This window comes from Paenibacillus gansuensis (assembly GCF_042684925.1).
GTDB lineage: Bacteria > Bacillota > Bacilli > Paenibacillales > DY6 > Paenibacillus_N > Paenibacillus_N gansuensis.
In genome coordinates, this window is sequence record NZ_JBHUME010000011.1 from 105,529 (window position 1) to 117,773 (window position 12,245).

The following is a 12,245-nucleotide window of genomic DNA, read 5'->3' on the forward strand; positions in this document are numbered from 1 at the left end:
TTCCCGTTGTATGCCGCTACATCTCCTGTTTCCGTCCTCCGCCGATGAGTGCCAGCCCGCCCACCAGGATCATAAGGATCGCGATGAAAGGCTGTCCCGTTAACTGATTTATCACCGTGCTGATCGAGAAGATCCCGAAGAACACCAGCGAAACGGCACCCAGAATATTGATGGGAATCAGCAAATATTTATTCCGACCACCGAACCAGTACAACTCCAACAGTCCGACCGCCGGCGCCAAAATAAACCCAGGCCACGTATACTCCCAATTATCAAACAGCATGGAAATTTGGCACACTACGCCCACCGTCAGCAGAATGCCTCCCGGAACCAGCAGCCCCACGCCTTTCCGCCCGGTCACGCCGAAATACAGCCAATGGAAGAAGAATGCCAACGGCAGAACGAAGATACTCGGCCAGAAATAGGCAAATACATCCCCCGTCCCAAACTCCGCCCCGTTATTTACAAATAAAAAAACACCAACCAGCATTAACACAATACCAAATAGTGATCTTGGGTTCATTAGAACTTTTCCTCCTAAACAATTCACTCTTTAAGTAAAGAATAACACATTCAGGAAGAACTTCCTCCTACCGGGGACAAATCTTTTTCTCCGTCCAGCGACCGATGACTCAGCGGCAAAAAGCATTTAGACCAAGCTGGGCAACCGCACTGACAGGCATTCATCCCTCGGCATAAGCATGGAGTATGAGGAGGTATGCGATCGTGACCTATTCCAGCCGTTCCGTAAGGAGCAAGTGGACCAAAACGAAGTGGCTCAGGCAAAACCGCACATTAAGAAGGCATATACCACATACATCGCTGTTCACCAAATCCAACTTGGATACGATGCTGAACCATTACCGGTTAGTATATTTCAAGCCTACCGGGGGTACGGGCGGACAACGGATCGTTCGCTTAAAAAAGACCAGACAAGGTTGGCAAAGCAAGTACAACTTCACCGTCACCACCCACAGGGACCGCCAAATGCTGTATCGGTATTTAAGGAGCTTCTCAAAGGGCAACTCTTTTTTGCTGCAAAAAGGAATTCGGCTGGCTAAAGTCCATGGCCGCTCTTTTGACATCCGTGTGATGATGCAAAAGACCAATTACGGCAACTGGATAAACTCGGGCCTCTTCACCAAAATCGGCCATCCCGGCAAAGTAGCCACCAACTATAACCAGGGCGGGACGGTCGGGACGGTCGAAGCTGCATTGTCCGGTGCGGGCTTCCGCCGGGCCGCTGTCCGGCATAAAAAAGCCCAGCTCCGCCAACTGGGCGTGGCTGCAGGCAAGGTGTTCAGCCGGAAGCACCGCCGCTTCCGCGAGCTGGGTTTGGACGTGGCTATGACGCCAAAGGGGAGGTTGTGGATTTTAGAAGTTAATACGAGGCCTCAATATTACCCCCTGAAAATCAGCCACAAGAAAATATACAACCGGATTCGTGATTACGCCAAGCAGTACGGGCGGCGATCATAAAGAAAGCCGTCTTCCCGATCGGAAGACGGCTTCTATATAGTTTTTTTTAGCTTGCGTGTAATTGGACTCGAATGTAAATTCAATATTATTTACGAAGTTCTCCCATACCGCACAATCCCCTTGGACTTCGCATAAGCCGCGGCCTGCGCACGGTCTGGAAGATTCAACTTGGCCAGAATTTCGCTGACATACCTCATAACGAGATATTCGGATATAAACAGCCTCACGGCAATCGCCTTGTTATTGAGGCCGAGACCGATGAGACCCAGCACTTCTTTTTCCTTAAACGAAAGCTCCTCGAACGTATGGGCTCCCTCGCGCACCTTCTTCTCCAGCAAGCCCGCATCAAAATGCTTCCGCCCCCGCTGCACCATCCGGATCGTATACACCAGTTCTTCCGGTAGCGCCTCCTTCAGCAAGTACCCGTTCACATTCATAAGGTCAATCGGACTTACTTGCTGCTCCCCCGGCTGGGCTTCAATGCAAATCCATTGGGTTTGAAGCCCTCTGGCCTTCATTCGCCGGACCACCTCAAGCCCGCTCTCTCCGTGAAAAGGTGTCCCAATGATGCATATATCGGGCTTATGCCTGATCAAAAGCAGAAACAGCTCCTGCTCCGATCCCGCTTCCCCCACAACTTCCAGATCCGGCTGAGCCGAAACGACCCCCATAATCCCCCGCCTGACGATGGGAAATGTATCAGCTATCGCAATTTTTCTCATCGGAACCCTCCCGTAATTTCACTAAAATGAGAGTGCCCCTCCCCGCGCTTGTCCATCCGTCTGCCACTCTACCTAGTATCCTACCTCTTCCCGCGGAAAAAGTTTGTAAAAAACTGTAACCGGAATAGCTTCTTTTTTTGGCGTATGGTGTCGAGGAACGGAAGTTATACAAATTGATGCTACCTTATACCCTCTGCTTCTAACGAACTCCACAATCGTTATTTGTTCAAAAAAGATGCGTTTCCCATTGTAACGAATCCTACAATCGCTATTTACCTCGAATGAGGGCGAATGGGCATGATTTGGAAGAAATAAGGTGTCCTGAGTTCGTTAGAACGAATAAAGCCGAATTTTTGCGGAAATAAGGTGTGTACGGTTCGTTAGCGAGCAAGGGTCCTGACAGCAGCACCGGTTTCGCAACCTTCCAGTACTCCCACGGTGTTCGCGACAGCCAAACTAAGCTTAGCCTCACTGTTCCGGCTGCCAATGTCCGCTGCCCCAGCGTCCCTTCCAAACAAAAAACCCGCCACCATATAGGTGACGGGTTTTAAACTACTACTATATAATTACAGCTTTTCCGTTACACCCATCGAGGCGCGCAGCGCTTGGATCTCGTCGCTCTCGAGGTACTCGTCGTACGTCATTTGACGGTCGATGATCCCGTTCGGCGTGATTTCAACGATGCGGTTCGCGATCGTTTGGATGAACTGATGGTCATGCGATGTGAACAGGATCGTGCAGTCGGTGTCGATCAGCCCGTTGTTCAGCGCCGTGATGGACTCCAGGTCCAAGTGATTCGTTGGCTCATCCAGAATGAGCACGTTGGCGCCGTTCAGCATCATCTTCGAAAGCATGCAGCGAACTTTCTCGCCCCCGGACAGGACGCTTGCTTTCTTCAGCGCTTCCTCGCCGGAGAACAGCATACGGCCCAGGAAGCCGCGCAGGAACGTCTCATCCTGATCCTTGGAGTATTGGCGCAGCCATTCAACAAGGTTCAGTTGCACGCCGTCGAAGTAGGCGGAGTTGTCTTTCGGGAAATACGCCTGGGAAGTCGTAACGCCCCATTTGTATTCGCCGGCATCCGGTTCAATTTCGCCCATTACAATTTGGAACAACGTAGTCTTCGGCAAGCTGTTCGGCCCGACAAAAGCAATCTTGTCTCCCGTATTCACAACCAGGTTCAGATTGTTCAGCGCCTGCTCGCCTTCCACGTTCTTCGAGATATTCTCGATCGTCAGCAGCTGCTTGCCCGCATCGCGATCCGGTTTAAAGTTAATGAACGGGTACTTCCGGTTGGAAGGACGGATATCGTCCAGTTGGATCTTATCCAGCTGTTTCTTACGGGAAGTCGCCTGCTTGGATTTCGAAGCGTTCGCGCTGAAACGCTGGATAAACGCTTGAAGCTCCTTGATCTTCTCTTCTTTCTTCTTGTTGGCATCGCGGGTTAACGCAAGCGCCAGTTGGGAAGACTCGTACCAGAAGTCGTAGTTGCCGACGTACATCTGGATTTTGCCGAAGTCGATGTCCGCAATGTGCGTACACACTTTATTCAGGAAGTGACGGTCATGGGATACCACGATAACGGTGCCTTCGTAGTCCATGAGGAAGTTCTCCAGCCATTGGATGGACCGCAGGTCCAAATGGTTCGTCGGCTCATCCAGCAGCAAAATGCTCGGGCGGCCAAACAAAGCCTGCGCCAGCAAGACGCGGATCTTCTCGTTGCCGTCCAGCTCCGCCATCTTCTTGTCATGCAGCTCGCGCGAAATGCCAAGACCGATCAAAAGCTCGCCGGCTTCCGGCTCCGCATCCCAGCCGTTCAGCTCCGCGAATTCGCCTTCCAGCTCGCCGGCACGCATGCCGTCATCTTCGGTAAATTCCGTTTTAGCATAAAGCGCGTCTTTCTCCTCCATAATCTGATAGAGACGCTTGTTGCCCATGATGACAGTCTTCAGAACCGTAAACTCATCATACTCGTAATGGTTCTGCTTCAGAACGGACAATCTCTCGCTCGGGCCGATATGGACTTCGCCCGAATTCGGTTCGATCTCACCGGACAGAATCTTAAGGAACGTCGATTTCCCTGCACCGTTCGCGCCGATGAGGCCGTAACAGTTGCCGGGCGTGAACTTGATGTTCACGTCTTCAAACAGGGGACGCTTGCCGTAACGCAGCGTAACTCCGCTAGTGCTAATCATGTAAATGCATACCGCCTTTATATAAAAATATGAATAGTTAGGTCGCTCAAACTCAAATTATAGCATATTTATGCCCACATCGAAACGTGCATACACGCGAAAGATCGGTTTTATCCTTTTTTTAACATGGAGAGCACCCATTGGCACCATTCTACGGCATTTTTGGAATCGGTCAGCGCTTTGGTGAGCAAAATATATCTGCTGAACGTAGGCACACCCGGAGAAAGATAACGTTGTTCTCCTTGATCGTCCTCTTTGAGCTTCACAAGCAAAGATTCATAATATACCGCTCGTTCCGCGTGCATTTTCTCGCGTTCCTCAAATAAGCGTATCGCCTTCTCCGGGTCCGTCAGCCAAATGGAGTAGGCTTTCAACATCATTTCATCCCGGTTGACCGGATCCGATGTCGGCTCGTCGATCCAGCGCTTCAGCTCTTCTATGCCTTTTGAAGTGATCGTATAAATTTTCTTGTCGGGCTTATCGGATTGCCTGATCAGATCGAAGGTTAGGTAGCCGTCATGTTCCATTTTGCCGAGTAAGGGATAGATCTGACTGTGTTTGGCCGGCCAAAACGGTTTAATATACTGCGTTAAATCATAACCGGAACGCGGTTCTCTTGCGAGAAGGCCAAGCAGTCCGTAAGATAAAATGTTCATAAAAGAACCCCCTATTGCTCATCTATTTCGCTTATGTAACGTTTGACATATCCCTCATGGAATAGTATCATTTGTAACGCCGTAATTCAAAATCATGACCCGGAGGAATCCATGAGTTCACCTATAGAAAGCAGCAAGGAAGCTGCCTCCGCCGCTCAGGCGATTCAGCAGACTAGATTTTGGCCCTTTATGTTCGCCATTTTCATTGGATCATTTGTTTGTACACTCAGTATTAGTACCATTAATATTGCCATCCCTGTCTTGATTCACGAATTGAAAGCAGATTTAACGGTACTTCAGTGGACCATCACCGGCTTCATGCTGGCTACGGGAGCGGTTGCTCCGATTACAGGCTTCCTCGGAGACCGGTTCAGTTATAAGTGGGTTTACCTTGCCTCTTTGGTCGGTTTCACCATAGCCTCGTTCTTGTGCGCTATCGCTTGGGACGCCACTTCGCTGGTTGTCTTCCGTATCATTCAGGGTATCTTCAGCGGGTTGGTTATGCCTGCGACGATGACGATTATTTTTCAGGTCGTTCCGGTAGAGAAACGCGCGATGGCCATCTCCCTGTGGTCCTTGTCCGCTATGCTGGCTCCGGCCCTCGGACCTACCCTTGCCGGATATATCATTGAAATTTCCAGTTGGCACTGGCTGTTCATCGTCAACATTCCTTTAGGAATTGTCGCTTGTATTATGGCATCCCGCCTGATACCTTACTATCGGATGCATGTGCCCAAGTCGTTCGACGCCATCGGCTTCGTTACCGTTATCGGCGCAAGTCTGGCGATTCTGATTTCGTTCAGCAAAGGCCACGCTTGGGGCTGGTCGTCAGGCAAAACGCTGATCCTGCTCATCGGCGGCCTGATCCTGCTGGGTATCTTTATCTGGCGCGAGCTTATTGTGAAAGAACCTTTGTTGAATGTGCGTGTGTTCAAAAGCTCCAGGTACACCATCACATTAATTATTAACAGTATTATTACGATCAGTCTATACTCAGGTTCCTTCTTAACCCCGTTATTCCTGCAAAATATTCAGCAGGTCACGCCGCTCGATACCGGCCTGATTCTGCTGCCGGCGTCCCTGGCCATGGCGTTGTCCATGCCGCTGGTCGGCAAGCTTTACGGCTCGCTCGGGCCGAGGTTACTCATCTCGGCCGGCGTCGTGCTGATGGGCATCGGTACCCTTGCCCTCAGCTGGCTGAACGTCTCGATCAGCCACAACTATATTATCGTGTGGATGATCGTGAGGAACCTCGGGATCGCGCTTTCGACGATGCCTGCCAGCAATGCGGGCATGGAGCAGATCCCCCGGGAGCTCTCGGGCCACGCCACGGCGATGTCGAACTGGGTACGCAACGCGTGCGGTTCGTTCTCCATCGCGCTGTTCACCTCCCTGCTGTCGTCACGCACCGTGACGTATACGCAGGAGCTCGCTGAAGCGGCGGGCGGCGTCAGCCCGGCGGTGCAGGCCAAGGCGTTCACGATGAGCGTGAACGACGTGTATTTCATCGCCACGATCATCGTGGTGATCGGGCTGCCGCTGGCGCTGCTGGTGCGGAAGCAGGCCGCGAAAGCCGCTGCTATGTAAATGCCAAAGAGGACGTTCTCCCCTGAAAAGGAAAAACGTCCTCTTTGTTATCCTCGTTGAACCGCTGCAAGGTGCCCGGCAGCAGTACCAGGCTTTTCACTCGTATCCGGAGCGCCCGGTTATGGTAACCGATTTACCATAATACGACACCTCCGCGACGCGATAAGGAATTTCAGTCTCATTAAAAACCCTTTTTCTCGAGAAGAGTGCCCAAATAAGGAAATTCGGCAGCGGAATATGGAAATTGGTTACCTTACAGATAACATGCCGTACACCGACACGTTCTAAATGTTCACTGGAGCCGTGGCGGCAGCTTGCCTGAAGTGCTTTTGCTTCTCCCGGATCAGCAGCGCCAATACCCCAGCGTAATACAGCCAGTACAGCAGAAACTCCTCTAATGACGGGTTCTGAGTATAGCCCAGAAACGCTTTAAAGAAGATGCCGATCTGCCCGCTTAGCAGCGGTGCCTGGCCGGCGTCGCGCAAATATTGTTCGTAATCCAGCGGATGTTCCGGCATTAGCCAAGTCAGGTTGTAAATTTCCCCGATTTCGCCTCCGGAAGTGCGGTACAAGGTCCCCATCAAGCCCAGGTCCTGCAGAATGCCTATCGCCTGCACGAACAGTCCGGCGGAGATAATTAGCAGAAACATGCTCACGATGCGGAAGAAAAGGCCGAGAGGCACTTTGCGGGTACCGCGGAAAAACAGTACGGAGACAACAACCGCCGCAAGCAGTCCCAGCAGCGCTCCCCAGCTTTCTATCGCCTTTTGGATATCCCCGCCGCTGATGGCGGCGAAGAAGAACACCGTTTCTACCCCTTCACGCAATACGACCAGATACGAATGTACCACCATATTCAGAATACTGCCCGAAGTAATGATCACGCCGATCTTTGATTCCACTTTCCCTTTAAAATCCACACTCTGCTTCGCCATGAACATCACCATATGGGTAAGCAGACCGCAGGAAACCAGCATGATGCCGATCTTCAGGTAATTTTGACCGCCCATCGTGCCGAAACCGGTAAATACGACTTGAAACAGTAAAGCTACCAGATAGCTCGAAGCGATCCCGAAAAAGACCCCAAGCCACACCCACTTCTTCCATTTGCCATAGTCCGTCCGGTTCAGATAGGTTGTAATGATTCCCACGATCAGCAGCGCTTCCAGCGCTTCACGGAAGGTAATCAGAAAAGCTTGCAGGTCCATTTCGGTCTCTCCTACATGATTTTATTTTACAATGACAATTTCATCTTTGCTGTAGAACACTTTATTGCCGAACATTTCGGCAGCTGCGCGAAGAGGAATAAAGGTACGGCCGCTCTTGACTTCCACCGCCTGATCAAGCTTCAGTTTCACATCAGCTTCTCCATTCTTCACAACCGTGCTGCTGTTAACGGCAAGGCGGATCTCCGTGCCGTTCTTTACAATCACAACCGTCTGCGTGCTGTTTTCAAAAGATACTTCAGCGCCCAGGGCCTCTGCAATCACGCGGGTAGGTACCAGAGTGCGGAATGTTTTGGCATGAACATAAGACTTCGCGTCTACTTTCTTTTCTTGCCCGTTCACTGTAATGGCATCCGTGTTCAGCTTCAGCTGTAAGCCGTCCGCTTGGGCAAGCTGTTTCAGAACTTGGAAAGACTGCAGTTTCGCTTCTTCTGCGCTGCCGGCTTTTACAGCATTGAAATAACTTTCAGCTTGGGATACGGCCGCGTTGTATGCATCAGCCCCAAGCCGTTCTTTTAGAAGAACTTCCTGCGCAGCCAGGAACATGTTGCCTTCCATAGCCGTTACTTGTGCCGCCTGAAGATCTTTCTTCTCCAGCGATACCAGTGTCTTTTGGACATAGCCCGATATTTTGCCGTTAAACGCTGCGATGAACGCTTGTTTGATCTTGGCAGGATCGATCTGTTTCGGGTCTCCGGAAGCGAATGCCTTCTCAATGGACTCAGCGGCTTCCTGATTGCCGGCCTTCAGGGAGGCGACGATCGGCATATAGAAGAAGTAGCCCTCGGTTACGCCGATTTTGGCATCCGCTTCATTGGCCAGCGTAGGGATTTTCTCCGCATATGCCACTACACCCAGGTGGAATACTTTGATCAGCGTCTTGTCGAACATTTGCCGGAACAGGTTGTAACTGTGCACATCTTTGTCCTGAACGGCTTTCTTTAAGCCCGGTACAACGACGGTGGAGAGAAGATCCTGCGTTCTTACGCCGTACTTCGCATTCCCTGTGTCCCGTTTGCCTGCAGTCGGGTACAAAGCGCCATTGAATAATTCCAGAGCTTTATCCAGCGATGCTTGCGCTGCCGCTCCGTCACCTTTGTCCAGTGCGTTCTTCACATCGGTCTTCGTCAGATTGGTAACTGCGGCATAGAAATACCATTGCAGCCCTTTGTCTACAGCCTGTTTCACTTGTCCTGCGGACAACCCGCCGGAAATGCCAGCCTCGATGGCGAACAGGATTTTCGTGTCGATCTCAGGGTTTACAGCTTTGACTTCCGTTTGCAGTTTCGCTATGTAGTCTGCTTTCAATTTGTTCAGGTCGGTCTTGTCAGTGAACAATGCTTTCAAATCGGCAAAAGCTTGAAGCTGCGCTTTCTGTACGGACACGTCCGTTGCCGCTGTAACAACTGCTGTTTCCGCAGCAAAAGCGGAGCTTGCCGCTGTTCCCACGGCACTAACGGTAAGAGCTAAAGATAAAGCCAAAGATAATTTACGCATACATTCCATCTCCCTAGATTTGATTTATTTGATGAAAATTTAAATAGATAAATAATTCTTGTGCAGTAAAAGGTATCCGGGCCTACAGCAGCTTCTTCTTCCAGATGAACCAGATCCCGGCTCCGGCCAGCAGCGCAACCAGACCGATGACCGCTGCGCTGACCAGCGGATTCGTCTTCTCGCTGCGAGCCATCGGCGCATGGGCCGCCTCCGCTGCCGTCTCGCCCTGCAGCCCGGCCTGCGCGGCCGGCTCCCCGGCGTCTGCCGCTGCAGGCTCAGCCGGCGTCTTTACCGCCGGCGCGGGCTCGCTGCCCGCCGCTGGCGCGTCACCGCCCGGCTTCGCCTCAGGCGCCGGCACGGCCGGAGCCGCCTCCGGCGCGGCCCCGCTCTCGGCAGGCTGCTCCGCAGGCGTTGCCTCGCCGTTCTGCTGCGGCTCCTGGCCCGCCGCCGCAGCTTCTTCCCCGCCGGACGAGTCCTCCCCCGGCTGAGCTGGTTGCTCAGCCGGTTTCCCTGCGTCCGGCTTCGCCGCAGGCGCTGGTGCAGGCTTGACGGCCTGCACCGGCTTCCGGACCGGCGCCGGCTTCGGTTCAGAAGCCGGTTTCGTCGCCGTCGTGCCGGAGCCTGCCGCCGGCTGCTTTACTTCCGGCTTCGGCTCCGCTTTCGCCTCCTTATAAGGGAACAGCGGCTTTACTGCAGCATAGATGGAGTCGATCTCACTGCCGAATGTTTTCGGGTCGGCGGCTTTCTCGCCTACTCCGAACAGCCCCGGATTGCCGAGTGCCTCCAATGCTGCATCGAACGAGGCATAAATGCCGGAGGAAGCACCCGGCTTCTTCGATTCCACATAGGTCTCCATCACCGAGAAGGTTCCACGCGCTTTAGCCAGCAGCAGCTTGGCCTGGGCATAATCCGAGATACCCTTCTTGGCGTAATCGAATCTGCGCTTCAGATTCATCACCAGCACGGCCTTGTAATTACCCAGTACAGCCTGCTTATCCTTGCTGCTTATATTCGCATCCAGCGTATTCGCTACCGAAGCGCCGAAGTGAGAAGAAATTTCCGCTCTACGGACCTTATACACTTCTGCAACCTTGTTCCAGTCCACAGGATTGTTGTCTAACTCGCTGCTTAACAGCTTCAGCGTCTCCGCAACATCCTCCTGATTCGGATCCCCGTAAGAGTACCCGAACGCTGTAGAAGGAAACAGAATCGTCAAGGCCAGCAAAAACGCCATTACCATATACCCGCGACGCATGAAGGATCCCCCAATTCATAATAGTCTTTCCATGTCATTTTTTCTCATATCCATGGTAATGATAATCAATCTCAATTAACCTGTCAAGAAAAATCTGACTATTTCTGTATGCTTTATGGAATCCACTCGTAAAGAACAATATAGTGATATACCGGGTCCACCAGTTGATTGGATCGGAATTCACGAATTTTACGGATATTCGGGGCCATATCGATGCCCTGCTCCTCAAATCCGCGTACGACTTCCCCCGTCAGTAAAATACGCGCTTCTTTGCGCTCTGCGGCCTCAGCTTTGAAAAAGTCCCAGGTAAATACTCTCTTGTGCTCAAACCCTGCCTGCAGGTATTTCATCACGCGGTCTTCTTCCCATGCAAAGACGAGAAGATTCCCCTCCTCCGCCTCCATCCGCTCCAGTTCGGCCGTCAACTGATAGGAAGCCGGTTTCTCCGTATACTGTTCGCGGACCAAAGCCGCTCCCGCCCCAAGCTGGCACACGAGGAACAGTGCTGCGGACGCGCCCGCGGCGGTTCTGACCCGCTGCCGGCGGGCTTCCGGGCGATGCTGCAGCCTGCGTAACAGCCATCCCCCGGCAAACCAGACGCCCATGACGACCACAGGCATAATATGGCGGGGCTTGTCTACGTTTTGTGCAAAATAGGCGTATGTCAAATACAGCCCCATGACGGAAAGCATCATCAGGTCTGGCATGTTTTGCTTCACTAAGGCCCGGTTGAAACTCGAATTCTTTCGGATCAGCAGCCCCCCCGTCAGTGCGCACAACAGAAACACGGCACTCCAGACGGATGAGCCGAGAACGCCGGCCCAGATCACATTAACCGCCAGCTGCACCAGCCTCTCTCCTAATCCGTACCCGGAAGAAGTAACCGCTCCGCCCCAATCGTTGAAATGTCCGCCCGTAAACTGAACGGCCAGCTTGAAAAAGGGCAGATACCCCCCCTCGGTATAAGCTAAACCGGTAATCCAGATCAGCTGAAACAGAAGGCCTGCTGCGCCCAAGAAGACAAGACGGACTGCTGCCCGCCCTGCGGTGCCCCTCTTCCATACCGTATAGGCTGGAAACAGCAAACCCGCCCCGAACGCTGCATAAGAGAGGCGCACCCCCATCAGCAGCCCGAACAAGAACAGCGGAAGCAGCCCGGCGGTCCATTTGCGGCTCTCCATTGCTGCAACGAGGCTCCATAAATACCACCATAGCACGGCGAGCGCTGTCCCTTCCGACATCGGTCCCGCCGCCAAGAGGCCATTGTAACTAAGCCCTTGCACGGCTAAGCATAGAAGGCCCGCACTAATTGGCGGAAGCTTTCTCCGGGCAAGCCAATACACCGGTATACAGGATGAAAGGCTCATGAGCACGTTGAATATGGATAACGCCCGCGCCGGATTCTCAACAAAGTTATGAACCAGCATGCCGCCCAGGATGAAATAAGGGTATCCCGGAAAATGCGGCTGCATCTCCAGAAGATCGAATCGGCTGAGTGCCATTGCAAAATCGACCGTATCCCAAGTCCCGGCAAAAGGACCCGCGTAACGAAACCTCCACGCATACATCGCTCCGAACGCCAATAAGACGGCCGCCGCGGCGCCCGCCTTCCCGATTCTTTGTTTCAT

Annotated in this window: 10 protein-coding genes; 2 read left to right on the forward strand and 8 right to left on the reverse strand. The window is 52.6% G+C overall.

The window, feature by feature from the left end:
• Nucleotides 1-16: 16 nt before the first annotated feature.
• Nucleotides 17-523: a hypothetical protein gene (locus ACFSUF_RS17830; RefSeq protein WP_377604960.1), complete on the reverse strand. Its 507-nt coding sequence runs from the start codon at nt 521-523 to the stop codon at nt 17-19.
• A 203-nt stretch (nt 524-726) separates the two neighbouring features.
• On the opposite strand from ACFSUF_RS17830, the gene ACFSUF_RS17835 reads away from it, so the two are divergent.
• Nucleotides 727-1,479 carry a YheC/YheD family protein gene (locus ACFSUF_RS17835; protein WP_377604962.1) on the forward strand — a complete coding sequence of 251 codons (753 nt, stop codon included), beginning with the start codon at nt 727-729 and terminating at the stop codon, nt 1,477-1,479.
• Nucleotides 1,480-1,568: 89 nt separating this feature from the next.
• Here the strand turns inward: ACFSUF_RS17835 and ACFSUF_RS17840 are convergent, their stop codons facing one another.
• The 3 genes from ACFSUF_RS17840 to ACFSUF_RS17850 form a co-directional block, all read right to left on the reverse strand.
• On the reverse strand, nt 1,569-2,201 hold the full coding sequence (locus ACFSUF_RS17840; RefSeq protein ID WP_377604964.1) for a LuxR C-terminal-related transcriptional regulator: 633 nt from the start codon (nt 2,199-2,201) through the stop codon (nt 1,569-1,571).
• Between the two features lie 566 nt (nt 2,202-2,767).
• Nucleotides 2,768-4,396, reverse strand: a complete 1,629-nt coding sequence (locus ACFSUF_RS17845) for an ABC-F family ATP-binding cassette domain-containing protein (protein WP_377604966.1) — start codon at nt 4,394-4,396, stop codon at nt 2,768-2,770.
• A gap of 110 nt (nt 4,397-4,506) precedes the next feature.
• Complete coding sequence (locus ACFSUF_RS17850; protein ID WP_377604968.1) at nt 4,507-5,052, reverse strand: PadR family transcriptional regulator; 546 nt, start codon at nt 5,050-5,052, stop codon at nt 4,507-4,509.
• A 111-nt stretch (nt 5,053-5,163) separates the two neighbouring features.
• Between ACFSUF_RS17850 and ACFSUF_RS17855 the strand changes: the two genes are divergently transcribed.
• Nucleotides 5,164-6,639 carry an MDR family MFS transporter gene (locus tag ACFSUF_RS17855; protein ID WP_377604970.1) on the forward strand — a complete coding sequence of 492 codons (1,476 nt, stop codon included), beginning with the start codon at nt 5,164-5,166 and terminating at the stop codon, nt 6,637-6,639.
• A gap of 284 nt (nt 6,640-6,923) precedes the next feature.
• On the opposite strand, the gene ACFSUF_RS17860 is transcribed toward ACFSUF_RS17855, so the two are convergent.
• From ACFSUF_RS17860 to ACFSUF_RS17875, 4 genes are all read right to left on the reverse strand, one after another.
• On the reverse strand, nt 6,924-7,847 hold the full coding sequence (locus tag ACFSUF_RS17860) for an FTR1 family iron permease (RefSeq protein WP_377604972.1): 924 nt from the start codon (nt 7,845-7,847) through the stop codon (nt 6,924-6,926).
• Between the two features lie 21 nt (nt 7,848-7,868).
• Nucleotides 7,869-9,362, reverse strand: coding sequence for a stalk domain-containing protein (locus ACFSUF_RS17865; protein WP_377604974.1), 1,494 nt, complete (start codon nt 9,360-9,362; stop codon nt 7,869-7,871).
• Nucleotides 9,363-9,444: 82 nt separating this feature from the next.
• A complete protein-coding gene (locus tag ACFSUF_RS17870; RefSeq protein WP_377604976.1) occupies nt 9,445-10,617 on the reverse strand; it encodes a hypothetical protein in 1,173 nt (390 codons plus the stop codon).
• A gap of 113 nt (nt 10,618-10,730) precedes the next feature.
• Entirely contained in the window at nt 10,731-12,245 is a 1,515-nt protein-coding gene (locus ACFSUF_RS17875) for a glycosyltransferase family 39 protein (RefSeq protein ID WP_377604978.1), read from the reverse strand.

Excerpts from the sequence above, each read along its gene's own strand:
- ACFSUF_RS17850 (WP_377604968.1), bottom strand. The coding sequence starts at position 5,052 with ATGAACATTTTATCTTACGGACTGCTTGGCCTTCTCGCAAGAGAACCG.
- ACFSUF_RS17870 (WP_377604976.1), bottom strand. The coding sequence starts at position 10,617 with ATGCGTCGCGGGTATATGGTAATGGCGTTTTTGCTGGCCTTGACGATT.
- ACFSUF_RS17865 (WP_377604974.1), bottom strand. The coding sequence starts at position 9,362 with ATGCGTAAATTATCTTTGGCTTTATCTTTAGCTCTTACCGTTAGTGCC.
- ACFSUF_RS17840 (WP_377604964.1), bottom strand. The coding sequence starts at position 2,201 with ATGAGAAAAATTGCGATAGCTGATACATTTCCCATCGTCAGGCGGGGG.
- ACFSUF_RS17855 (WP_377604970.1), top strand. The coding sequence starts at position 5,164 with ATGAGTTCACCTATAGAAAGCAGCAAGGAAGCTGCCTCCGCCGCTCAG.
- ACFSUF_RS17860 (WP_377604972.1), bottom strand. The coding sequence starts at position 7,847 with ATGGACCTGCAAGCTTTTCTGATTACCTTCCGTGAAGCGCTGGAAGCG.
- ACFSUF_RS17830 (WP_377604960.1), bottom strand. The coding sequence starts at position 523 with ATGAACCCAAGATCACTATTTGGTATTGTGTTAATGCTGGTTGGTGTT.
- ACFSUF_RS17875 (WP_377604978.1), bottom strand. The coding sequence starts at position 12,245 with ATGAAACAAAGAATCGGGAAGGCGGGCGCCGCGGCGGCCGTCTTATTG.
- ACFSUF_RS17845 (WP_377604966.1), bottom strand. The coding sequence starts at position 4,396 with ATGATTAGCACTAGCGGAGTTACGCTGCGTTACGGCAAGCGTCCCCTG.